Raw genomic sequence first — 22,680 nt, forward strand, 5'->3', positions numbered from 1 at the left:
CCCGCCGGACCCCGGCCGGGCGTCCGGGCAGCCCGGGGCCGCGACCTCTAGGATGGTGCGGTGAGCAGAGCGGACCTGAGCAAGCGGCCGGACGAGGTGGCGGCCATGTTCGACGACGTCGCCGCGAAGTACGACCTCACGAACGACATCCTCTCGGCGGGCAACGCCCCGCTGTGGCGCGTCGCGACGGTCCGTGCGGTCGACCCCCAGCCGGGCGAGCGGGTGCTCGACATCGCGGCCGGGACGGGCACGAGCGCAGCGGCGTTCGCGAAGAAGGGCGCCGACGTCACGGCGCTCGACCTGTCGGCGGGCATGATCGCGGTCGGGCGCGAGCGGCACCCGGAGATCACGTTCGTCGAGGGTGACGCAGAGCACCTGCCGTTCGACGACGACTCGTTCGACGCGGTGACGATCTCCTTCGGCCTGCGCAACGTCAACGACCCGATGCAGGCGATCACCGAGATGCTCCGGGTGCTCAAGCCCGGGGGCCGACTGGTCATCTGCGAGTTCTCCACGCCGCCCGTGGCGCTCCTGCGCTTCGGCTACGGCGCGTACCTCAAGCGCGTGCTCCCGGGCATCGCGCGGCTGTCGAGCAGCAACCCGGCGGCCTACCGCTACCTGGCCGAGTCGATCGAGGCGTGGCCCGACCAGCAGGTCCTCAGCCAGTGGCTGCGCGGCGTCGGCTTCACGATGGTCGCCCACCGCAACCTGACCGCGGGCATCGTGGCGCTGCACCGCGGCCGCAAGCCCGTCGCGGGCACGGTCCGCGAGTCCGTCGCCCGCCGGGCGAAGGCCCGTCGCGAGCACCAGCACACCGGCGAGCAGCCGAGCGTCGAACCCGGCGACGCCTGACCGGTCACCCGACCCCGAACACGGAGCAGCACTTGAACCCGAGCGTCCCGGTCGCACGCCGCGCACCGAGCCTCCGCGCCTCGCTGGGCATCGGCGAGCGGTTGTTCGCGACCCCGTCCGAGCGCCGCTTCATCAGCGCGGTCGACGACGGGCTCGAGCTCGTCGAGCAGGGCCTCGAGGAGGCCATGCGCTCGACCGACACCCTGGCGGACACCACGAGCCGCTACCTGCTCTCGGCGGGCGGCAAGCGCATCCGGCCGACGCTGACGCTGCTCATCGCGCAGCTGGGCAACGGGGTGACCGACGCGGTGGTCAAGGCCGCGGTGAGCATCGAGACCACCCACCTGGCGTCGCTGTACCACGACGACGTCATGGACGAGGCCCCGGTCCGCCGGGGGGTCCCGGCGGCGCACGTGACCTACGGCAACAACGTCGCGATCCTGACCGGCGACCTGCTCTTCGCACGTGCCAGCCTGATCACCGCCGACCTCGGGACCGAGGGCATCCGGATGCAGGCGGAGACCTTCCAGCGCCTCTGCATGGGGCAGCTGCACGAGACGACGGGCCCGCAGCCCGGGGACGACCCGGTCGAGCACTACATCCAGGTGCTCAGCGACAAGACGGGCTCGCTGATCGCCACGGCGGCCCGCGCCGGCGTGATGTTCTCCGGAGCCGACCGCGCCTACCTGCACGCCGTCGGGACCTTCGGCGAGAAGGTCGGCGTCGCCTTCCAGCTCGTCGACGACGTCATCGACCTCGCCCCGGCGAAGGACCGCACCGGCAAGATCGCCGGCAACGACCTGCGCGCCGGCGTGGACACCCTGCCGCTGCTGCAGCTGCGTCGCCTGGCCGCCGCCGACGACGGCGCGGCCGACCTGCTCGCCCGGATCGAGCACGACGTGAAGGACGCCCCCGACGACGCCGTGGACTCCGCGCCGTACCGGTCGGCCGTCGCCGCGCTGCGCGAGCACGAAGCCACCACCGCCACCCGCGCCGTCGCCGTCCGTTGGGCGGAGGAGGCGGTCGAGGCCCTGGAACCGCTGCCCGACGGCACCGTGAAGCGCGCGCTGACCCGCTTCGCCGAGTCCGTCGTCGAACGCAGCCGCTGACACGAGGGCCCACCGAGGCCCATCGGGAGCACCCGCCCGAACGAACTGGAGACATCAGTGCCCACCCTGCGAATCGCCATCGTCGGCGCCGGTCCCGCCGGCATCTACGCCGCGGACATCCTGCTGCGCGAGGCGCACGGCACCGACGTGTCGATCGACCTCTTCGAGCAGCTCCCCGCGCCCTACGGCCTGGTCCGCTACGGCGTCGCACCGGACCACCCGCGCATCAAGGGCATCGTCAACGCCCTGCGGGACGTCCTCGACCGCGGAGTCGTCCGACTCTTCGGCAACGTGCGCTTCGGGGAGGACATCACCCTCGACGACCTCAAGCAGCACTACAACGCCGTGCTGTTCTCGACCGGCGCGATCAAGGACGCCGAGCTCGACGTCCCCGGGGTCGACCTCGACGGCTCCCACGGTGCCGCGGACTTCGTCAGCTGGTTCGACGGGCACCCGGACGTGCCGCGCACGTGGCCGCTCACGGCGTCGAGCGTCGCGGTGATCGGCAACGGCAACGTCGCGCTCGACGTGTCCCGCATCCTCGCGAAGCACGCCGACGACCTGCTGCCCACCGAGATCCCGGCGAACGTGTACGAGGGGCTGCAGGCGAGCCCGGTCACCGACGTGCACGTGTTCGGACGACGCGGTCCGGCGCAGGTGAAGTTCACGCCGCTGGAGCTCCGCGAGCTCGGTGAGCTCCGCGACGTCGACATGGTCGTGTACGACGAGGACTTCGACCACGACGAGGCATCGCTCACCGCGATCCAGACCAACAAGCAGGTCATGGTGATGAACCGTGTCCTGGAGCAGTGGCGCACGCGTGAGGTCGGGCAGGCCAGTCGCCGGCTCCACCTGCACTTCTGGGCGAAGCCCGTCGAGATCGTCGGCGAGGACGGCCACGTCACGGCACTGCGGTACGAGCGCACCCGGCCGAACGGCGAGGGCGGCGTCGAGGGCACCGGCGAGGTCCGCGAGCTCCCCGTGCAGGCCGTGTACCGAGCGGTGGGCTACTTCGGCTCCCCGCTGCCCGGTGTGCCCTTCGACGAGAAGACCGGCGTCATCCCGAACCGCGAGGGCCAGGTGCTCGACGAGGACGGCTCGCCGCTCCCGGGCGTCTACGCGACCGGGTGGATCAAGCGAGGCCCGGTCGGCCTGATCGGGCACACCAAGTCCGACGCGATGGAGACCGTCCAGCACATCGTCAACGACCAGGCCTCGTGGTGGACGCCGGCCGACCCGTCGCCCGAGGCGGTCCCGGCACTGCTCCGCGAGCGCGGCGTGGACTACACCGACCTCGACGGCTGGCACGCCCTCGACGAGCACGAGCAGGCCCTGGGCGCCGCGGAGGGTCGCGAGCGCATCAAGGTCGTCCCGCGCGACGAGATGGTCGACGTCTCGCTCCGACGCACGCCCTCGCCCACGAGCTGACCGCAGCACGATGACCGCGTCACGCCCCGCACCGCCCGCCGCGATGCGGGGCGTGCTCGTCGCGCCCGGTCGTCTGCAGGGCGTCGACGTGGCGCGGGCGCTCGCGCTCCTCGGCATGATGGCGGCCCACGTCGGCGGCATCGCCGAGGCCGTGGACTGGGGTGACCCCGGCACGTGGTCCGCCGTGGCGCACGGACGGCCCTCCACCCTGTTCGCGGTGCTCGCGGGCGTCTCGATCGGTCTGACGAGCGGACGGACGGATCCGCCAGGACCACCGGCCATCGGGCGGATCCGGGCACGGCTGGCGATCCGGGCCGTGGCGGTGGTCGCGGTCGGGCTCCTGCTGATGGCGCTCGGCACACCCGTCTACGTCATCCTGCCCACGTACGGCGCGCTCTTCCTGCTGGTGCTGCCGGCGCTCCGGTGGCGACCGGGCTGGTTGCTCGTCGCCGCGGCGGTGTGCGCGCTGCTGTCGCCCGTGGTCGCGCTCGCGTCGGCACCGTTCTACGCCGGCGCCGGCATGTGGGAGGTGCAACTCGGGCTGGTCTACCCGGTGGTCACCTTCCTGGCGTACGTCCTGGTCGGTCTCGCGGTCGCCAGGGTCGGACCGGAGGCGCGGCGTGCGCACGTCGCGCTCCTCGCGTCCGGGCTGCTGGTCGCCGTCGCGGCCTACGTGGTCGGCAACGTCCTGGCGCCGGTCCCGGTCGACGCCGGGGTCGAGGCGTTCCCCGGGGTCCCGTGGGCGCCGGACGGCAGCGGGGGAGCCGTGGCGCTCGCGCAGCTGCTGCTGTCCCCGCGCGACCACTCGTCGTCGGTCGTCGACGTCGTCGGGACCGCCGGGGTCGCGGTGGCGGTGCTCGCCCTGTGCACCCTGGTGTTCGACGGCCGCGGCCGGACGGTCTCGCGGATCGCGTTCCCGCTCGCCGCGGTGGGGTCGATGCCGCTGACGGTCTACGCCGGGCACCTCGTCGTGATCGCGCTGCTGCCGGAGTACCCGGAGTCGGGCACGGTGTGGGCGGGGTTCGCGATCGGCTCGGTGCTGTTCGCGATGCTGTGGCGCACGTTCCTCGGGAGTGGACCGCTCGAGCGCGTGGTCGCTCGCCTCACCCGTCTGGTGCCGGCAGCGCCCTGACCGGGGAGGCGGGCGGTCGCCGATCCTCCCGGCCGTGGGTCCCTACTGCAGGGCGGCGGTGAGCCGCGCGACGTTGTCGAGGACCTGGGACCGGCGCGGGCGCTCGAGCCACGCGTCCAGGGTGAGCTCGAACGACGCGTCCTTGTACGCGGCCTGCACATCGCGGAGCGCATCGACGAACCGGCTGCCGCGCACCATCACCGAGACCTCGAGGTTGAGGCTGAACGACCGCATGTCCATGTTGCTCGACCCGATGACGGAGACGTCGTCGTCGATGGTGAAGTGCTTCGCGTGCAGGATCGTCGGCGCCCGGTAGAGCCAGATCCGGACACCGGCGCGCAGGAGCTCCTCGTAGTAGGAGCGCTGTGCGTGCCACGTCATCGCGTGGTCACCCATCTCGCCGACGAAGAGCTCGACCTCGACCCCGCGCTGGGCGGTCGTGGTGATCGCGTAGAGCATCGAGTCGTCGGGGACGAAGTAGGGCGAGGTGATGGACACCTTCTCCTGCGCGGAGTACAGCAGCGCGTTGAACAGGCGCAGGTTGTTCTCACCGTCGAAGCCGGGCCCGGACGGTACGACCTGGCAGTCGAGCGCGTCGCCGCGGTCGGCGCGCTGGACGGGGTCGCTCTCGCGGAGCAGGAGCTCGTCGGTCTCGCTGTACCAGTCCGTCACGAACAGGGCGTTGAGTCCCGCGACGACGGGACCCTCGAACCGGGCGAACAGGTCCTTGTAGACCATGCCCTTCTCGATGTGCGACTGCAGGTCGTACGACGGGTCGATGAGGTTCTGCGAGCCCGTGAAGGCCACCGAGCCGTCGATGACCATGATCTTCCGGTGGTTGCGCAGGTCGGGCCGCTGGAACTTCCCCTGCAGCGGCTGCAGCGGCAGCATGAGGTGCCACTCGATGTTCGCCCGGTCGAGGAACGCGAGCGTGTCCTTGTAGCCCGGGTACCCGCGGCTCGCCCAGTGGTCGAGCAGGAACCGCACGGTGACACCGCGTGCCTGGGCACGGGCCAGCGCCTCGAAGTACGGCCGGGTGGTGTCGTCGATCGTCGCGATGTAGAACTCGACGTGCACGAAGCGCCGGGACTGGTCGATCGCCCGCGTCATCTCCTGCACCGACTCGTACGAGTCGGGGTAGAGCTCGGCGGAGTTGCCGCCGACCAGGGGCATGGCGCCCAGCTCGCGGTTCAGCTTCGTCACGGACTCGAGCCACAGCGGCCACGGGTGGTCGCGGCGCACACGCTCGATGCCCTCGGTCTGCTCGAGGATGTACGCGTTGATCTCGGTCTGCTTCTCGCGCCGTGCCTTCGGCAGCTTCGTCGACCCGATGACCATGAAGACGATGAACCCGATGTAGGGGATCAGGAAGATCGCGAGCAACCAGGCCGTCGCGGTCTGCGGCTTCCGGTTGTAGGGGACGTAGATGATCGAGAAGACGCGGATCGCCAGGTCCAGCAGGACCAGGAGGACGGTGACCGCGACGCCGAGCCAGTGCTCCACGGGCGCGGCGCTAGCGGAAGTTGATGAACTGCAGCGGCACGTCGAACTCTTCACCCTTGAGGAGCTGGATCGTGTTCTGCAGGTCGTCGCGGCTCTTGGAGGAGACGCGGAGCTCGTCGCCCTGGATCTGGCTCTTGACGCTCTTCGGGGCGTTCGCGCGGAGGAACGCGCCGATCTTCTTGGCGACGTCCTGCTCGATGCCGTTCTTGAACTTCACCTCGATGCGGTACTCCTTGCCCGAGGGGTAGGGGTCTCCGGCGTCCAGGCTCTTCAACGAGATGTTCCGCTTGATCGCCTTGGTCTGCAGCACGTCGAGGACGGCCTTGGCGCGCTCCTCGGAGTTCGCCTTGATGAGGACGTCCTCGCCGCTGAACGCGATCGAGGCGTCGGCGCCCTTGAAGTCGTACCGCTGCTCGATCTCCTTGGCGGCCTGGTTGAGGGCGTTCTCCGCCTCCATCTTGTCGACCTTGCTGACCACGTCGAAGGAACTGTCTGCCATGCGGGACAGCCTAACGGCGCGACGGGATCCCGGTTCGGTGGTCACGAGCACCCTCCGACGTCCGGTATGCTCTTCAGCGCGCCTTCGGTTGGTGACCACACCGGTCGGGTGCGCACACGGCAAGTTACCCAAGCGGCCAAAGGGATCTGACTGTAAATCAGCCGGCGTAGCCTTCGGGGGTTCGAATCCCTCACTTGCCACAGCGAACAGCCCCGTCCGATCCGGACGGGGCTGTTGCCGTTCCCGGCCTGGCGTCCTTCCGGGGCGTGATCCGGCAGGCTGGTGCCATGCCCGACAGCCTCGCTCCCGCCCAGTTCGCCGACCTCGCCGAGTCGATCGCCCGTGAGGCAGCAGCGCTCGCGGCCCGCCGACGAGCGGAGGGGGTCGAGGTCGCCGACCGGAAGTCGAGCATCGTCGACGTCGTCACGGCTGCCGACCGGGAGGTCGAGGACCTCGTCCGCACGCGGATCGCCGAGGCGCGTCCCGACGACGCCTTCCACGGCGAGGAGTCCGGCTCCGGTGCCGGGTCCACGGGGATCACCTGGGTGGTCGACCCGATCGACGGCACGGTCAACTACCTCTACGGCAGTGAGCAGTACGGGGTGAGCATCGGCGTCGTGCGGGGGAGCGCGGACCCGACGCAGTGGGAGGCGCTCGCGGGGATCGTCGTGGCGCCGGCGACCGGCACCGTGTTCCGGGCGGTGTCCGGCGAGGGCGCGACACGCGACGGCGTCCCGCTCCGCGTGTCGACCCCGTCGTCCCTCGCGGAGACGCTCGTCGCGACGGGCTTCGGCTACACCGCCGACCGTCGGCGTGAGCAGGTCGCGGTGCTGGCCGGCCTGATCGGCGAGGTGCGGGACGTCCGTCGCGCGGGAGCGGCGTCGCTCGACTGCTGCGCGGTCGGGGCCGGCACCGTCGACGCGTACTACGAGCGCGGCATCAACCCGTGGGACATGGCGGCGGGGTCGCTCGTCGCCGCCGAGGCCGGAGCGAGCGTCCGGATCTGGGAGGCCGGCGGCACGCGCTCCTTCCTGTTCGCGGCCCCCGCCGTCGCCGACCAGCTGGAGTCCCTGGTCCGTCGGCTCGAGTCCGAGGTGCTCGCCGACTGACGGCCCGGAGGCGCACTCGCCGGGCGCCGGCAGGGTCCGGTGGGGCACCGCTCGCGGACGGTGCACGGTCGTGCAGACGACTGGCGGTGCGCGACGGCCCCTGCTAGCGTGCTCCAGTCCCGTTATCTGCTCGTTACACACGAGCGCCCCGTGCCCCGATCAGGATCAGCCTCGAACACATGCCCCACGCCTCCACGACTGCGCAGACGCCCACCCGCACCGAGACCGAGCCGGTCGTGCACCTGACGCGACGCGCACGCATCGAGGCCGAGCGTCGAGCGGCTGCGACCAGCACCCCGCGCTCCGCAGCGGCTCCGCAGTCCCCGGTCGACGCGCCGTCGTTCGACGAGCTCGTCGCCCCGACGACGCCCGCAGCCCCGGTCTCACCGATCGACCTCGCGCCGGCCTCACCGGTCCGGCCGGCACCGTCCGCCGGAGCGGTCACGCCGCCCGCGCCGGTCTCGCCCGACGTCGCACCGGCGGCGGACGCCTCGCGCGCCCCGACCCCGGCAGTGGATGCGGTCCGTCCGTCGGGAGCGCGACGTCCCGCGACCGCCCCGACGTCCAGCGGCAGGGCTCCGGAGGCCGGCCGCGGCCGCGGCCGTGCACGGCGCACCGCCACGGCCGCCCGCGTCGACCGTGCGACCCGTCACATCAGCAGCGCCTCGGCGTCGTCGGTGTCCACGGGCAGCACGCGCGGTGACGCCTTCCGCCGGAACGCCTCGCGGGTCACCGCCGTCGGCGCACTGCTGTTCGCCGCCGGGCTGGTCGTGTCGACGTCGCTGCCGGCGCAGGCGCTCTGGGTGCCGCCGGCGGACACCACCGCGGCTCGCGCCACCGCCACCGGCGGAGCACAGTCCCTCAGCGTGGGCAACGGTGCCGTGGACGCCGAGACCACCCGCGACCAGTACTCGGTGACGTCCGCCACGCAGTACAAGAACGTCGACGCGTCGTCCTTCTCGAACGACCCGAACGGCTCGATCCAGTGGCCGTTCCTGACCGGGGTGCCGATCACGTCGGGCTTCGGCGGTCGTCAGGTCGAGGGCTGCTCGTTCTGCTCGACGAACCACATGGGCGTCGACTTCGCCCCGGGCGAGGGGACCCCGATCCGCTCCGTCGCCGCGGGCACGGTCATCAAGGTGCAGGCGCACGACGGCGGCTTCGGCAACGACGTGTGGGTGCAGCACGACGTCGACGGCAAGCAGTTCGTCAGCGTGTACGGCCACATGAAGGACGGCACGTTCAAGGTCGTCACCGGACAGGAGGTCGCCGTCGGCGACGAACTCGGCGAGGTCGGGTCGACCGGCAACTCGACCGGTCCGCACCTGCACCTGGAGATCCACGTCGGTGGCGTCCCGGTGGACCCGTTGACCTGGCTCCGCGCCAACGCGAACTAGCGGAGGAGCGGCGGCACGCCCGGGCGACACGTCCGGTTCCCGACCACCGTCGCACGTCTGCTACGCTCGTCTGGTGCCGCCGAGCGGCACTCGCCCCGATAGCTCAGTGGTAGAGCACTTCCATGGTAAGGAAGGGGTCGTCAGTTCAATCCTGACTCGGGGCTCCGACCCGGAGCTGTTGTCGCTCCGGATCTCCGGCGGGGTAGCTCAGTTGGTTAGAGCACACGACTCATAATCGTGGGGTCACGGGTTCAAGTCCCGTCCTCGCTACCACAGGCCCGGCGGCCAGATCGCCGGGCTTTCGTCGTTCCCGGGGCGCGTCGTTCCCGGGCTGCGTCGGTCTCGAGGCACGTCGGCTCGGGGCGCGTCGGCTCGGGGCGTCATCGGTCTGATCCGAGGCCCGTCGCTCCGCCCGATCCTTCCCATCGCGGGCGCTGTACCGAGTGGGATCGAGCATGCCGAGGGTTCCTGGCAGACCAGGTACGCCCGTTCTCGCCAGGTACGCCCGTTCTCGCCAGGTACGACTGTCCTCATCAGGCGCGCCCGTTCTCGGCGGGTGTGCCCGCCCCTGCCGCGCTGTGACGTTCCGCGGTCGCCTCAGCGCGGGGGAGTGGTCAGCACGCCCGCCGCCCGGAGGGCCCGTTCGAGCGTCGCCTCCACCTGCTGCCGGGCGCTCCGCCGACGCCCCGCGCCGATGCCGCCCCCGGACACCGCCGTGGCGTGCGGGGCGTGCCGGAGCGTGATCGTGGTCGACGTCCCCGTGACGGTCGTCGAGAGCTCGTACCGCCGGAACTCCCGCGCCGGGTGCACGAGGGCGCCGAGCAGGATCGTCAGCAGCCGGTTGCCGATCGTCGCGGTGATCGTGCCCCCGGTCGACTCGACCCGGTGCCCGGTCTGTCGGAGTGCCGCGCCGGCGACCTCCATGGCGGTGCACCGGTCGCCCGTGTGGACCGCGTACTGCGTCGTGTGCTCCATGAGTCCCTCCCCGTCCCCGGAGTCGTACCCGGCGTCCCCCCGGACACCGTGCGGCGAGCATAGCCGATGCATGCTCAGGGAGAGGGCGTGTGTCGAGCGTGCTCGGTAGACTCCCACGCGTGTCAGTGAACCCCGAGCTCGTCGGCAGGACGTTCCCGCCGGCCCAGCCCTACCTGGTCGGTCGTGAGAAGGTGCGCGAGTTCTCGCGTGCCGTGTTCGCGACGAACCCGATCCACCACGAGACCGACGCCGCCCGTGCCGCCGGCTACACCGACGTGGTCGCCCCGCCGACCTTCGCCGTCGTCGTGCAGGAGGCGACGCTCGCCCAGCTCCTGGCCGAGCCGGACGCCGGCATCGACTTCTCCCGTGTCGTGCACGGTGAGCAGTCCTTCACCTACGACCGGCCGATCGTCGCGGGCGACGAGCTGACCGCCACGCTCACCGTCACCAGCGTGAAGACCCTCGGCGGCAACGCCATGGTGACCGCCGAGAGCACGATGCAGGACGCCTCGGGGGAGCACGTCGTCACCGCGACCTCCACCCTCGTGGTCCGAGGAGACGACGCATGACCACCGCACCCGCCACCGCGCTCGAGGTCGGCACCGTCGTCGCCGAGCGCGAGGTCCACCTCACCCGCGACGCGCTCGTCCGCTACGCCGGCGCCTCGGGCGACTTCAACCCGATCCACTACCGCGACGACGTCGCCGCCTCCGTCGGGCTCCCCGGCGTGCTCGCGCACGGCATGCTGACGATGGGGCTCGCCGTCCAGCCCGTTGCCGAGTGGCTCGGCGACCGCGGCTGGGTCCAGCGCTACGGCGTCCGTTTCACCCGCCCCGTCGTCGTCGACCCCGAGCAGGGCGCGACCGTCGGCGTCGTCGCGAAGGTCGGCACCGTCGACGACCAGGGGCGTCCGCAGCGCATCGACCTCACCGTGACCGCCGCCGGGCAGACCGTGCTCGGCAAGGCGCAGGTCACGGTGGTGTTCCGCTGACCGTGTCGACGCGACTCGCCGACCTCACCACGTTCCGCGTCGGAGGTCCTGCGGCGACGCTCCTGGTCGCGGACACGACCGACGAGCTCGTCGCGCACGCGCACACCGCGTGGCAGGACGACGAGTGGCTCGTCGTCGGTGGCGGCAGCAACCTGCTCGTCGCCGACGACGGCTTCGCCGGCACCGTCGTGCTCGTCCGGACGCGCGGTGTCGACGCCGAGCCCGACGAGGACGGCGTCACCGTCCGCGTCGCGGCCGGTGAGCCGTGGGACCGGTTCGTCGCGACGACCGTCGAGAACGGTTGGACCGGCCTGGAGGCCCTCAGCGGCATCCCGGGCACGGTCGGTGCCGCCCCCGTGCAGAACATCGGCGCCTACGGGGTCGAGCTCTCCGACGTGCTCTCCCGCATCGAGTTCCTCGACGCGTCGACGGGGGAACGCGCGTGGGTGGACGCGGCCGAGCTGGCGCTCGGCTACCGCACCTCGACGCTCAAGCACGGGCGACGAGGCGTGGTGCTGACGGTCGAGTTCCGCCTCGGCGCCACCGTGGACGAGGGCGTGCCCGTCCGCTACGCCCAGCTGGCCGGCTCGCTCGGCGTCGAGCTCGGCACCCCGGTCGACCCGATGACCATCCGGACGACGGTGCTTCGCCTGCGGTCGTCCAAGGGGATGGTGCTCGACGATGCCGACCCGGACACGTGGAGCGCCGGCTCGTTCTTCACGAACCCCATCGTGTCGGCCGGGTTCGCCGAGACGCTGCCGCCGGAGGCCCCTCGTTGGCCGGCCGGCGAGGACGTGAAGCTCAGCGCCGCGTGGCTCATCGAGCACGCGGGGGTGCACCGCGGGTACGCGGTCCCCGGGTCGCACGCCGCGATCTCGTCGAAGCACACCCTGGCGCTGACCAACCGCGGGGGTGCCACCGCAGCCCAGGTCGCCGAGCTCGCGCGGTACGTCCAGGTGACCGTCCTGAACCGCTTCGGCGTCTCGCTGGTCCCGGAGCCGGTCGTGGTGGGGGACCTGCTCGGCGCGAGCTGACCGACGGACGGTCGCCGCGCCTCCCGGCCGTCGCAGTCTCGCGGAACGCAACGTGGGCGGCTCCGCGCAGCGGTACAGCGCTGCGGGGAACCGCCCACGTTGCGTGCTGCGGAGGGGGCTACGCGGAGAAGAACGCCGCCAGGCGCCGGACGCCCTCGGCGATGTCGTCGTCGCCGAGCGCGTAGGACATCCGGATGTAGCCGGAGGGGCCGAAGGCCTCGCCCGGGACGACCGCGACCTCGGCGTGCTCGAGGATCAGGTCCGCGAGCTCGAGCGTGGTCGTGGGGGTCGAACCCGCCCACTCGCGGCCGAGCAGCGCCGTGACGTCGGGGTAGACGTAGAAGGCGCCCTTCGGGGTCGGGGTGACGAAGCCCGGGATCGCGTTGAGCCCCTGGACGATCGCGCGACGGCGGCGGTCGAAGGCCTCGCGCATCGCCGCGACGGGCTCCTGCGGGCCGGTGAGGGCTGCGATCGCGGCACGCTGCGACACGTTCGCCACGTTCGACGACAGGTGCGACTGCAGGTTGGACGCGGCCTTCACGGCGTCGGCCGGGCCGATGGACCACCCGACGCGCCACCCGGTCATGGCGTACGTCTTCGCGACGCCGTTGACGAGGATGGTGGTGTCGGCGAGGGCCGGTACCGCGCCGAGGATGCCCGTGAAGGCGACGTCGTCGTAGACCAGGTCCTGGTAGATCTCGTCGCTGATCACCCAGATGCCGTGCTCGAGCGCCCACTCGCCGATGGCCTCCGTCTGCTCGGCCGAGTACACCGAGCCGGTGGGGTTCGAGGGGGAGCAGAACAGCAGCGCCTTGGTCCTCGGCGTGCGCGCTGCCTCGAGCTGCTCGACCGTGACGAGGTAGTCCTGGTCGCTGCCCGCGAAGACCTCGACCGGGGTGCCCCCGGCCAGGCGGATCGCCTCGGGGTAGGTGGTCCAGTAGGGGGCGGGGAGCAGGACCTCGTCGCCCTCGTCCACGATGGTCTGGAAGGCCTGGTAGACGGCCTGCTTCCCGCCGTTGGTGACGATGACCTGCGACGGGTCGACGGTGACGCCGGACTCGCGCGCGGTCTTCTCGGCGATCGCCCGCTTGAGCTCGGGCAGGCCCGTCGCGGGCGTGTAGCGGTGGTTCGCGGGGTCCTGGACGGCCAGGACGGCGGCGTCGACCACGTGCTGCGGCGTCGCGAAGTCCGGCTCGCCCGCCGCGAACGAGATCACCGGACGACCGGCGGCCTTGAGCGCCTTGGCCTTCGCATCGACCTTGAGCGTCGCGGACTCGGCGATCGCGGCGATGCGCGACGCGATGCGCGGACGGTCGGAGGTCGCGGCGACGGAGTCCGTCGCGGTCTCGGGGGCGGTGGACTCGGGGCCGGGGGCTGCGGTGCTCACGGCCGCCAGCCTACCGGCGCGGCACGCCGGGGGGAGCGGCCGAGTGGACAGCGTGTGACGGACTCCCGTACACTCGACCACCGGCGCACGGAACGGTGACGGGACGTGCCCCAGGGGGTTCCGACCCCTACAGGGCGGTGGCTCAATTGGTAGAGCAGCGGTCTCCAAAACCGCAGGTTGCAGGTTCGAGTCCTGTCCGCCCTGCAAGTCTGGAAGGTGTGAAGGTGGCGAGCAAGGACATGGAGACGACGGCGGACGACGTCGTCGCGAAGGCCAAGGCCGACCGTGCTCAGCGTGGTGGACCGATCGCTGCCGTCGTCCTCTTCATCCGCCAGGTCATCGGCGAACTCCGCAAGGTCGTCACGCCGACCCGCAAGGAGCTCTTCAGCTACACCGGCGTCGTGCTCGTCTTCGTCGTCGTGATGATGATCCTGGTGTCGATCCTCGACTTCGTCTTCGGTCTCGGCGTCGGTTACGTCTTCGGCAACGGTCCCACGGCCTGACCCGTCGCCGACCGGCCTGACGGCTGGTCTGCTGCGTCCGTTCACCTGGCCGGACCCCGACAGGAGTACGGTCGCCCGAGACGGCGACGGACGCGAACCGCTCCGGCCACTCACCCGATCCGCACCACCGAACGGAAAGAACCGCAGTGTCTGACTACTCCCGCGACGACATCGACCTCGCCACGGCTGCCGAGCAGTCCTCCGAGGTCGAGGAGAACCAGGAAGGCGACGTCGAGACCGCCGAGGGCCGTTCGGTCGAGTCCGCCGAGGAGCGTGCGATCTCCGTCGAGGACGAGGACGCCGAGTCCCTCGGGACGAGCGACGAGCCGGACGACGGCACGGTGGACACCTCCATCGACGAGGCGCTCACGGCGCTGGCCGAGTCCCGCGACCCCGAGGCGGACGCCGTCGTCGACGACGCGCTCGACATCGACTCCGCCGACGAGGCCGAGGCCGCCGTCGAGGCGGTCGAGGACGAGGAGGAGACCGAGCTCGAGGACGCCTCCGCAGCCGAGGCGAACGAGACGCTCGCCGCGGACGAGGCCCTCGACGCCGACGAGGTCGACGACGAGCCCGCCGAGGTCGACCCGTACGACGCCTTCAAGGCCGAACTCCGGATGAAGCCGGGCAAGTGGTACGTCATCCACTCCTACGCGGGCTTCGAGCGCCGCGTGAAGTCGAACATCGAGAACCGCATGATCTCGATGTCGATGGAGGACTCGATCTACCAGGTCGAGGTCCCGATGGAGGACGTCGTCGAGATCAAGAACGGGCAGCGCAAGCTGGTCACCCGCGTCCGGATCCCCTCGTACGTGCTCGTCCGCATGGACCTCAACGAGGACTCGTGGTCGGTCGTCCGGCACACCCCCGGTGTCACCGGCTTCGTCGGCAACGCCCACAACCCGACGCCGCTCCGCTTCGACGAGGCGTTCGGCATGCTGAAGTCGCTCGTGCAGGTCGCCGAGGCCGCACCGACCAAGGGTGGCGCGAAGTCCGGCGGTGCCGCACAGGCGCAGCCGCAGGCCGAGGTCGACTTCGAGATCGGCGAGACGATCACCATCAAGGAAGGCTCGTTCGCGGGCCTGCCGGGTTCGATCTCCGAGATCAAGCCGGAGAGCGGCAAGCTCACCGTCCTCGTCTCGCTGTTCGAGCGCGAGACCCCGGTCGAGCTCAGCTTCGACCAGGTCACCAAGCTGTAGTAAGCTACTGAGGTTTGGCCCCGCGTGCTGTGGCATGCGGGGCTTCACCGCGGTCCGGATCCGCCGGGCCAGCGGGAGAGTGCACGGATCCCCGTGCGTTCGATTCCAGGAGGAAGCACAACATGGCACCGAAGAAGAAGGTCACGGGCCTCATCAAGCTGCAGATCAACGCGGGCGCCGCCAACCCGGCCCCGCCGATCGGTCCTGCGCTCGGTCAGCACGGCGTGAACATCATGGAGTTCTGCAAGGCGTACAACGCCGCGACCGAGTCGCAGCGCGGGAACGTCGTGCCGGTCGAGATCACCGTCTACGAGGACCGTTCGTTCACGTTCGTCCTCAAGACCCCGCCGGCCGCAGAGCTGATCAAGAAGGCCGCGGGTGTGCAGAAGGGGTCCTCGACCCCGCACACGGTCAAGGTCGCGAAGATCTCGATGGACCAGGTCCGTCAGATCGCCGAGACCAAGCAGGCCGACCTGAACGCCAACGACATCGAGCAGGCCGCGAAGATCATCGCCGGCACCGCTCGTTCGATGGGCATCACGGTCGAGGCGTAAGCCTCAGCGCCCCACACACCCCGACCCCTTTCCGTGGGAGAGCCTCGCCGGCTCGTCAACCACGTAGCTCCTGAGGAGAACACCATGGCGAAGAAGTCCAAGGCCTACCAGGCCGCGGCCGCGAAGATCGAGGCCGACAAGTTCTACACCCCGACCGAGGCAGTCGCCCTCGCGAAGGAGACCGGCTCGGCGAAGACCGACTCCACGGTCGAGGTCGCGCTGAAGCTCGGCGTCGACCCGCGCAAGGCCGACCAGATGGTCCGCGGCACGGTCATCCTGCCGCACGGCACGGGCAAGACCGCCCGCGTCATCGTCTTCGCCGTGGGCGCTGCGGCCGAGGCCGCCATCGCCGCCGGTGCCGACGAGGTCGGTGGCGACGAGCTCATCGCGAAGGTGGCCGAGGGCTACACCGCGTTCGACTCCGCCGTCGCGACGCCGGAGCTCATGGGCAAGGTCGGTCGTCTCGGCAAGGTGCTCGGCCCGCGTGGCCTCATGCCCAACCCGAAGACCGGCACCGTGACCCCGAACGTGGCGCAGGCCGTCAACGACATCAAGGGCGGCAAGATCGAGTTCCGCGTCGACAAGCACGCCAACGTGCACTTCGTCGTCGGCAAGGCCTCGTTCACGCCGGAGCAGCTCGACGAGAACATCTCGGCCGCGCTCGAGGAGATCGTCCGCCTCAAGCCGTCCGCGTCGAAGGGCCGCTACATCATGAAGGGCGCCGTCTCGACGACGTTCGGACCGGGCATCCCGCTCGACGTCAACGCCATCTGATCGACTGATCAGCTCAGGAGGACCCGCACCGATCGGTGCGGGTCCTCCTGCGTTCCCGGGGGTCCGACCGGATACCGTGGCCTCGTGCGGACCCTCGTGAACTCCCTCCGGCTCGTCGCCGTGATCGCGGTCGTCGCCGCGGTCCTCGCGCAGTGGCTCGTGACCTCCCGGACGCCGGACTACCTGTTCTGGAACTTCTTCGGCTACTTCACGATCCAGTCGAACCTCATCGTCGCGGTGGCCTTCGCACTGACCCTCGTGGCAGCAGCGCGACGGCAGCGCAGCAACCTGCTGCTCACCGGGTTCCGGGGTGCGGCGACGGTGTACATCGCCACGACGGGCGTCGTCTACAACACGCTGCTCGTCGGGGCCTCGGTGTCGAACACGGTGCCGTGGTCGAACGACGTGCTGCACAAGGTGGTCCCGCTGTACGCCGTGCTCGACTGGCTGGTGTTCTCCGACCGGGCGCGGCTGCTCCTCCGGCACGTCTGGTGGTTCCTGGTCTACCCGGCGGTCTGGCTCGTCGTGGTGCTCGTCCGTGGCGCGACCGACGGGTGGGTCCCGTACCCGTTCCTGGACCCTGCGCAGGGTTACGGCGTCGTGGCGCTGTACTGCCTCGGCGTCGCGGTGTTCATCGGGCTCATGGGGATCCTCGTGGTGGGGATGAGCCGGCTGCGTCTGCTGCGGGTCTAGACCCGGAAGGTCCGGAGCTTGTCGAGCACGAGGTCCGCGAGCTGGACGAGCCCGCGGATCTGGTCGTCGTCGCGGTCCACCCACCGGCACTCGGGTTCGTCGGCGACGGGCACGAAGTCGTCGTGGCGCTCCCACACGAACAGGGTGCGGTCGGCTCCCAGGACGTACTGCTGCCACCAGACCTGGCGCAGGTAGTGCCGGGGGATGCTCCGCCAGCCCTTGCCCGTTGTCTTGATCTCGGCGAGCACGAGTCGGTCCGACGCGTCGTGGCCGACGCCGTCGGGGGTCGCCAGGTGCGCACGGTTCGTGCTCGCGTGGAAGAGGTGGGCCGACGGCTCGATGCCGTGCGTGGCCGCGACCCAGGCGGCGATCACGGGCTCGCGGTCCTTGCCGTGCTCGGTCCAGGCGTTGCCCGAGAACCGGGAGCCGTACCGCTTCTCGGCGACGACGGTCTCGACCGCGCGCAGCGACGCGAGCCGTGCGACGTCGGTCGCGGTGATGCCCATCGCGCGGGCGCGGAGCCACGCCACCCGGTCGGACGAGTGCGCGACGATCCGCTCGGTGTGCCCGCGGAGCGCGGTGAACGCGTCGTGGCCACCGGGCGCGGATCGCGGGCCCGCGGCAGGACGACCGACGGGAGCAGCGTCGCGTGCAGCCGACCGCACGGCGGACGTGGCCGGCGCGGCGGAGGCGGGGAGGGCCTCCAGACCGGGGTCCAGGTCGCCCCACAGGGTGGGCTGCACGATCGTCACCGGACGATTGTCACCCCGCGGGCCGACACGGCGCGAACCGACGCGCGCGGCGTCCGCCCTCAGGAGACGAGCTGACGGCCCTCGGCGGGGGCGACGAGCTCGTCGACGCCGGCGGGGGAGAGCGCGTAGTCGAGGGCGAGCACGGCTGCGCCCTGCAGTGCGGCGACGGAGCCCGCACGGGACTGCGCGATCACGAGGTGCTCGGTGGCGAGGGGCATCGAGCGGGCGTAGACGACCTCGCGGACACCGGCGAGCAGGTGCTCCCCGGCACGGGTGATGGAGCCGCCGAGCGTGATCACGGACGGGTTGACGAGCGAGACACAGGTCGCGAGGACCTCGCCGATGTCCCGGCCGGCCTGTCGGACGGCCCCGATCGCGTCGAGTTCCGACCGGTTCACCAGGTCGATGACGTCGCCGCTGGTGTGCACGTCGTGGCCCTTCGCCCGCAGGGCGCGGGCGATGGCCGGGCCGGAGGCGACGGCCTCGAGGCAGCCGGTGTTGCCGCAGTGGCACGGCACGTCGCCCGCGCGGGACACGCGCACGTGACCGATGTCGCCCGCCGTGCCCTGCGCGCCCCGGCGGAGCTGCCCGTCGGAGACGATGCCCGAGCCGATGCCGGTCGCGACCTTCACGAACAACAGGTGGTCCAGGTCCGGCCAGCCGTACGCCCGTTCGCCGAGCGCGGCGATGTTCACGTCGTTGTCGACCAGCACGTGCGCGGCGACGTGGCCGCGCAACCAGCCGGGGACGTCGAAGCCGTCCCAGCCCGGCATGATCGGCGGGTTCGCCGGGCGCCCGGTGGAGAACTCGACCGGGCCGGGGACGCCGATGCCGATAGCGACGACGTCGTCGCGCCGCCGACCGACCTCGTCGAGCAGTTCGTCGACGGTCTCGACCAGCCACGTGAGGGTGGGGACCGGGCCGGCGGCGATGTCGATCGCGGCCTCCCGCGTCGCCAGCGGGGCCCCGACGAGGTCGGTCACGGCGACCCGCCCGTGCGAGGCACCGAGGTCGGCGGCCACGACGAGGCGTGCGCGCGGGACGAGGGCGACCTGGGCGGGGGGACGGCCGCCGGTCGACGCGGCGGTCTCCACGGGGCCCACGAGCCCCACGTCGACGAGGGCGTCCAGGCGCACGGCGATCGTCGAGCGCGCGAGTCCCGTCAGGGCGGCGAGCTCCGCCCGGGTCCGCGGCACACCGTCGCGGAGGATCTGGAAGAGTTCGCTCGCTCCGACCGGCGGCGACGCTGCCGTCCGGGTGAAGTCGATCATGTCGGGAGTGAAGCACACATCGAACGCGCCACGCAACGAAGACTGTCGAGGACTTCGCAACTTCTGCTTGACCGCCGACAGAAGCGGCCATAGTGTGACGCTCGATCACTGACGATCCACCATCTCGACGAGGAGAACCCCTGGTGACACAACCCCTGTCGGTCCAGCTCTACACGGTGCGGGACGCCCTCTCGGCGGACCTGCCGGGCACGCTCCAGCGCATCGCGTCCATCGGCTACACGAACGTCGAGGCCTTCGGCTTCGTCGACCGCGCCGAGGAACTGCGCGACGCCCTGGCGGCCGCTGGCCTGCAGGCACCGAGCGGCCACGCCCGTCTGCTGGACGCCGGGGAGCAGGACCTCGAGCGCATCCTCCACGCCAGCGTCACCGTCGGGCTGGGGACGCTCATCGACCCGCACATCGACGAGGCCCGCTGGACGACCCGCGAGGACGTCGAGGCCGTCGCCCGCGAACTCAGCGCACTGGCTCCCCGCGCCGCCGACCACGGACTCGTGCTCGGCTACCACAACCACGCGTTCGAGTTCTCGAACCGCATCGACGGCGTGAGCGCCTACGAGGTCTTCGCCGACGCGCTGTCCGACGACGTCGTCCTCGAGCTCGACACCTACTGGGTGACGGTCGGTGGCGACGACCCGGTCGCGATCCTCGGCAAGTACGGCGACAAGGTGCAGTTCCTGCACGTCAAGGACGGCGACGGCTCGCACGACGACGAGAAGCAGGTCGCGGTGGGCAACGGCGTCATGCCGATCCGCGACATCGTCGCCGCGGCGCCGGACGCCCAGCACGTCGTCGAGCTCGACGGCCACGAGGGCGACGTGTTCCAGGCCGTCGCCGACTCGTACACGTTCCTGCAGGGGGTCCGCGCATGACCGACACGACGACCGCGGCGGGCGCGCAGCAGTCCGACGACGCCGCGCGCCGCACCGGCCCGGTCGGGGTCGGCGTCATCGGGGCCGGGGTCATCTCCGACCAGTACCTGTCGAACCTCACGGTCTTCCCCGACGTCGAGGTCCGGTTCATCGCCGACATCGACGAGGCACGTGCCGCCGCCCAGGCCGAGAAGTGGGGCGTCGCCGGATCGGGATCGGTGGAGGAGCTCCTCGCCGACGACGACGTCGAGATCGTCGTGAACCTGACCATCCCGGCCGCGCACGTCGAGGTCGCCCTCCGCGCCCTCGCCGCGGGCAAGCACGTCTGGGGCGAGAAGCCCTACGCGCTCGACCGTTCCAGCGCGGCCGAGCTCCGGGACGCGGCGCGCGCCGCCGGCAGGACCGTCAGCGTCGCGCCGGACACGTTCCTCGGCGCCGGACTGCAGACCGCCCTCCGGACGATCCGCGACGGTCGGATCGGCACGCCGCTGAACGGTCTGACGCTCTTCCAGAGCCCCGGCCCGGAGTCGTGGCACCCGAGCCCCGAGTTCCTGTTCGCGGACGGCGCCGGCCCGCTGTTCGACATCGGCCCGTACTACATCACCACCCTGGTGCAGGCGTTCGGACCCGTCGCGAAGGTCACCGCCACCGCCTCGAAGTCCCGTGCCACCCGCACGATCGGCTCGGGTCCGAAGGCCGGGACGGAGTTCCCCGTCGACGTGCCGACGAACCACTCGGCGCTGATCCAGTTCGAGGACGGCGGGAGCGCGCAGAGCGTGTTCTCGTTCGAGTCCGACCGTGGCCGCACCGGCTTCGTCGAGATCGCGGGGGAGACGGGGACCGTCGTGTTCCCGGACCCGAACGACTTCGACGGCGACACCGAGCTGTACGTGCTCGGCGCCGACGAGCCCGAGACGATCCCCGCCGTCGGGTCCACCTACTCGCGGGGGACGGGCGTGGTCGACCTGGCCCGCTCCCTCCGTGCGGGTGAGGAGAACCGGGTCCCCGGCGACCTCGCCTTCCACGTCCTCGACGTGATGGTCTCCATCGCCGAGGCGGCAGAACGTGGTGAGACGGTGCTCGTGGAGAGCACCGTCGCACCCTCCCCGACCCTCCCCGAGGGCTGGGACCCGGCGGAGTCGACCCTGTCCTGACCGGACGCGCCGGCGTCCGTCCGCGGACGACGGCACACCCGGGCAGGGCATCGGGACGACCCCGCACGCCGGTGACGGCGACGTCGACCGGCACGCACACAGCAGCACCCGACACGTACACCCCTTCGCACCATCTCAACGACGAGAAAGTAGAGAGTCATGCGCACTGCCATCCGCGCACTGGCCATCACCGCGGCCGCGGCACTCACCGTGACCGGCCTGGCGGCCTGCTCCTCCGGGTCGTCCGGTTCCTCCGGCGACTCGAAGACGCTCACGTACTGGGCGTCCAACCAGGGCACGTCCCTGCAGAACGACAAGGAGGTGCTCACCCCCGTCCTCGAGAAGTTCACCAAGGAGACCGGGATCAAGGTGGACCTCCAGGTCATCGGCTGGAACGACCTGCAGACGAAGATCACCACCGCCGTCACCTCGGGCCAGGGCCCGGACGTGGTCAACATCGGCAACACCTGGGCGACGTCGCTCCAGGCCACCGGCGCCTTCCAGGAGTTCGGTGACTCGGAGATGGAAGCGATCGGCGGTGCCGACAAGTTCGGCAAGGTCGCGCTGTCCACCGGTGGTGCTCCGGGCAAGACCGTCACGAGCGTCCCGCTCTACGGCCTCGCCTACGGCCTGTACTACAACAAGCAGATGTTCAAGGACGCCGGCCTCGAGGCACCCACCACGTGGGAGGAGCTGACCGCCGACGCGAAGAAGCTCACCACCGACGGCAAGTACGGCTTCACCATCGCCGGTGGCTCGTACACCGAGAACGCGCACTTCGCCTTCATCAACTCGGCGCAGAACGGCGGCGAGTGGTTCGACGAGGACGGCAACCCGACCTTCACCCAGAAGGCGAACGTCGACGGCATCAAGCGCTACCTCGACCTGATGCAGTCCGACAAGGCGGTCAACACCTCGAACGCGCAGTACGACAACGGCACGCAGGCGGTGTCGGACTTCGCGAACAAGAAGGCCGCGATGATGCTGACGCAGAACAACGCCAACGCCACGATCACGTCGAACGGCATGTCCGCCGACGACTTCGGCGTGGTGCCCTTCCCGGCACCCGAGGGCGCGAAGGACATCGCCTCCTTCCCCGCCGGCATCAACCTGTCGATCTTCAAGAACACGAAGAACAAGGACGGTGCGCTGAAGTTCGTCAAGTACATGACGAGCGAGGACACCCAGACGACGCTCGACAAGCCGTACTCGGCCCTGCCGGTGCTCGCCTCGGCTGCCGACTCGGTCTCCGACGAGCAGACGAAGACGTTCCTCGACATCTACAACAACAAGGCGAAGCCGCTCCCGCTGGTGCCCGCCGAGGACCAGTTCGAGTCGACGGTCGGCAAGGCGATGAACGACATGTTCGCCAAGATCGCGACCGGCGGCACGGTGTCCGACAGCGACATCAAGACGGCCCTGCAGACCGCGCAGGACCAGGTCTCGCAGTCGGTCGGCTAGTCGGCCGGGAGGC

Annotated in this window: 23 protein-coding genes and 4 tRNA genes; 21 read left to right on the top strand and 6 right to left on the bottom strand. The window is 70.9% G+C overall.

The features are described 5' to 3' along the window. The first annotated feature begins 60 nt into the window (after positions 1–60). Genes JOD95_RS11570 through JOD95_RS11585 form a run of 4 tightly spaced genes read left to right on the top strand, consistent with a single transcriptional unit; the run spans position 61 to position 4,521 of the window. The gene (locus JOD95_RS11570) at positions 61–852 is read left to right on the top strand and encodes a demethylmenaquinone methyltransferase (protein WP_066655267.1); all 792 of its coding nucleotides are present in this window, start codon (positions 61–63) and stop codon (positions 850–852) included. A 32-nt stretch (positions 853–884) separates the two neighbouring features. Continuing rightward, positions 885–1,961 carry a polyprenyl synthetase family protein gene (locus JOD95_RS11575; protein ID WP_066655261.1) on the top strand — a complete coding sequence of 359 codons (1,077 nt, stop codon included), beginning with the start codon at positions 885–887 and terminating at the stop codon, positions 1,959–1,961. A gap of 57 nt (positions 1,962–2,018) precedes the next feature. Next, positions 2,019–3,389, top strand: a complete 1,371-nt coding sequence (locus tag JOD95_RS11580) for an FAD-dependent oxidoreductase (RefSeq protein WP_066655254.1) — start codon at positions 2,019–2,021, stop codon at positions 3,387–3,389. 10 nt (positions 3,390–3,399) lie between these two features. Then, positions 3,400–4,521: a heparan-alpha-glucosaminide N-acetyltransferase domain-containing protein gene (locus JOD95_RS11585; RefSeq protein ID WP_209685047.1), complete on the top strand. Its 1,122-nt coding sequence runs from the start codon at positions 3,400–3,402 to the stop codon at positions 4,519–4,521. Positions 4,522–4,563: 42 nt separating this feature from the next. On the opposite strand, the gene cls is transcribed toward JOD95_RS11585, so the two are convergent. Both cls and JOD95_RS11595 read right to left on the bottom strand, forming a co-directional pair. Further along, the gene (gene cls, locus JOD95_RS11590) at positions 4,564–6,024 is read right to left on the bottom strand and encodes a cardiolipin synthase (RefSeq protein WP_209685048.1); all 1,461 of its coding nucleotides are present in this window, start codon (positions 6,022–6,024) and stop codon (positions 4,564–4,566) included. A gap of 10 nt (positions 6,025–6,034) precedes the next feature. After that, entirely contained in the window at positions 6,035–6,523 is a 489-nt protein-coding gene (locus tag JOD95_RS11595) for a YajQ family cyclic di-GMP-binding protein (protein ID WP_066655250.1), read from the bottom strand. A 118-nt stretch (positions 6,524–6,641) separates the two neighbouring features. Between JOD95_RS11595 and JOD95_RS11600 the strand changes: the two genes are divergently transcribed. The 5 genes from JOD95_RS11600 to JOD95_RS11620 all read left to right on the top strand — a co-directional run bounded on the left by JOD95_RS11600 (position 6,642) and on the right by JOD95_RS11620 (position 9,302). Next, a tRNA-Tyr gene (locus tag JOD95_RS11600) sits at positions 6,642–6,723 on the top strand. Between the two features lie 87 nt (positions 6,724–6,810). Next, complete coding sequence (locus tag JOD95_RS11605) at positions 6,811–7,632, top strand: inositol monophosphatase family protein (RefSeq protein ID WP_066655248.1); 822 nt, start codon at positions 6,811–6,813, stop codon at positions 7,630–7,632. Between the two features lie 179 nt (positions 7,633–7,811). Then, positions 7,812–9,029 carry a M23 family metallopeptidase gene (locus JOD95_RS11610; RefSeq protein ID WP_209685049.1) on the top strand — a complete coding sequence of 406 codons (1,218 nt, stop codon included), beginning with the start codon at positions 7,812–7,814 and terminating at the stop codon, positions 9,027–9,029. A gap of 92 nt (positions 9,030–9,121) precedes the next feature. Further along, positions 9,122–9,193: transfer RNA gene (locus JOD95_RS11615), tRNA-Thr, on the top strand. Between the two features lie 32 nt (positions 9,194–9,225). After that, a tRNA-Met gene (locus JOD95_RS11620) sits at positions 9,226–9,302 on the top strand. A 324-nt stretch (positions 9,303–9,626) separates the two neighbouring features. Here JOD95_RS11620 and JOD95_RS11625 read toward each other — a convergent pair. After that, entirely contained in the window at positions 9,627–10,004 is a 378-nt protein-coding gene (locus JOD95_RS11625; RefSeq protein WP_209685050.1) for a hypothetical protein, read from the bottom strand. A gap of 119 nt (positions 10,005–10,123) precedes the next feature. On the opposite strand from JOD95_RS11625, the gene JOD95_RS11630 reads away from it, so the two are divergent. The 3 genes from JOD95_RS11630 to JOD95_RS11640 are packed head-to-tail and all read left to right on the top strand — an operon-like array spanning position 10,124 to position 12,029. Then, positions 10,124–10,573 (top strand): MaoC family dehydratase N-terminal domain-containing protein, encoded by a 450-nt coding sequence (locus JOD95_RS11630; protein ID WP_209685051.1) that lies wholly within the window; start codon positions 10,124–10,126, stop codon positions 10,571–10,573. After that, positions 10,570–10,995 (top strand): MaoC/PaaZ C-terminal domain-containing protein, encoded by a 426-nt coding sequence (locus tag JOD95_RS11635; RefSeq protein ID WP_066655238.1) that lies wholly within the window; start codon positions 10,570–10,572, stop codon positions 10,993–10,995. The genes JOD95_RS11630 and JOD95_RS11635 overlap by 4 nt, the downstream gene beginning before the upstream one ends. Then, a complete protein-coding gene (locus JOD95_RS11640) occupies positions 10,992–12,029 on the top strand; it encodes a UDP-N-acetylmuramate dehydrogenase (protein WP_209685269.1) in 1,038 nt (345 codons plus the stop codon). The genes JOD95_RS11635 and JOD95_RS11640 overlap by 4 nt, the downstream gene beginning before the upstream one ends. 118 nt (positions 12,030–12,147) lie before the next feature. Here JOD95_RS11640 and JOD95_RS11645 read toward each other — a convergent pair whose 3' ends face one another. After that, positions 12,148–13,332: a pyridoxal phosphate-dependent aminotransferase gene (locus JOD95_RS11645; RefSeq protein WP_209685270.1), complete on the bottom strand. Its 1,185-nt coding sequence runs from the start codon at positions 13,330–13,332 to the stop codon at positions 12,148–12,150. A 215-nt stretch (positions 13,333–13,547) separates the two neighbouring features. Between JOD95_RS11645 and JOD95_RS11650 the strand changes: the two genes are divergently transcribed. The 6 genes from JOD95_RS11650 (at position 13,548) to JOD95_RS11675 (ending at position 17,139) form a co-directional block, all read left to right on the top strand. Next, positions 13,548–13,620: transfer RNA gene (locus JOD95_RS11650), tRNA-Trp, on the top strand. Positions 13,621–13,640: 20 nt separating this feature from the next. Continuing rightward, positions 13,641–13,919 carry a preprotein translocase subunit SecE gene (gene secE, locus JOD95_RS11655; protein WP_066658449.1) on the top strand — a complete coding sequence of 93 codons (279 nt, stop codon included), beginning with the start codon at positions 13,641–13,643 and terminating at the stop codon, positions 13,917–13,919. 146 nt (positions 13,920–14,065) lie between these two features. After that, positions 14,066–15,118 carry a transcription termination/antitermination protein NusG gene (nusG, locus tag JOD95_RS11660; RefSeq protein ID WP_209685055.1) on the top strand — a complete coding sequence of 351 codons (1,053 nt, stop codon included), beginning with the start codon at positions 14,066–14,068 and terminating at the stop codon, positions 15,116–15,118. Positions 15,119–15,240: 122 nt separating this feature from the next. Then, a complete protein-coding gene (rplK, locus tag JOD95_RS11665) occupies positions 15,241–15,672 on the top strand; it encodes a 50S ribosomal protein L11 (protein ID WP_017888638.1) in 432 nt (143 codons plus the stop codon). 84 nt (positions 15,673–15,756) lie between these two features. Further along, a complete protein-coding gene (gene rplA / locus JOD95_RS11670; RefSeq protein WP_066655236.1) occupies positions 15,757–16,446 on the top strand; it encodes a 50S ribosomal protein L1 in 690 nt (229 codons plus the stop codon). Between the two features lie 84 nt (positions 16,447–16,530). Continuing rightward, positions 16,531–17,139 (top strand): Pr6Pr family membrane protein, encoded by a 609-nt coding sequence (locus JOD95_RS11675; protein ID WP_209685057.1) that lies wholly within the window; start codon positions 16,531–16,533, stop codon positions 17,137–17,139. Here JOD95_RS11675 and JOD95_RS11680 read toward each other — a convergent pair. Then, positions 17,136–17,891 carry a YqaJ viral recombinase family protein gene (locus tag JOD95_RS11680; protein WP_066655232.1) on the bottom strand — a complete coding sequence of 252 codons (756 nt, stop codon included), beginning with the start codon at positions 17,889–17,891 and terminating at the stop codon, positions 17,136–17,138. The two genes, JOD95_RS11675 and JOD95_RS11680, sit on opposite strands and share 4 nt — an antisense overlap. A 59-nt stretch (positions 17,892–17,950) precedes the next feature. Next, positions 17,951–19,162 (bottom strand): ROK family transcriptional regulator, encoded by a 1,212-nt coding sequence (locus JOD95_RS11685; protein ID WP_066655230.1) that lies wholly within the window; start codon positions 19,160–19,162, stop codon positions 17,951–17,953. A 143-nt stretch (positions 19,163–19,305) separates the two neighbouring features. On the opposite strand from JOD95_RS11685, the gene JOD95_RS11690 reads away from it, so the two are divergent. The 3 genes from JOD95_RS11690 to JOD95_RS11700 all read left to right on the top strand — a co-directional run bounded on the left by JOD95_RS11690 (position 19,306) and on the right by JOD95_RS11700 (position 22,667). After that, positions 19,306–20,052: a sugar phosphate isomerase/epimerase gene (locus tag JOD95_RS11690; RefSeq protein WP_066655229.1), complete on the top strand. Its 747-nt coding sequence runs from the start codon at positions 19,306–19,308 to the stop codon at positions 20,050–20,052. Next, positions 20,049–21,206: a Gfo/Idh/MocA family protein gene (locus JOD95_RS11695; protein ID WP_066655228.1), complete on the top strand. Its 1,158-nt coding sequence runs from the start codon at positions 20,049–20,051 to the stop codon at positions 21,204–21,206. The genes JOD95_RS11690 and JOD95_RS11695 overlap by 4 nt, the downstream gene beginning before the upstream one ends. Before the next feature lie 159 nt (positions 21,207–21,365). Continuing rightward, positions 21,366–22,667 carry a sugar ABC transporter substrate-binding protein gene (locus JOD95_RS11700; RefSeq protein ID WP_209685059.1) on the top strand — a complete coding sequence of 434 codons (1,302 nt, stop codon included), beginning with the start codon at positions 21,366–21,368 and terminating at the stop codon, positions 22,665–22,667. Positions 22,668–22,680: the final 13 nt, after the last annotated feature.

Origin of the sequence: Curtobacterium sp. 1310, from assembly GCF_017834105.1 — a bacterium.
Lineage (GTDB): Bacteria > Actinomycetota > Actinomycetes > Actinomycetales > Microbacteriaceae > Curtobacterium.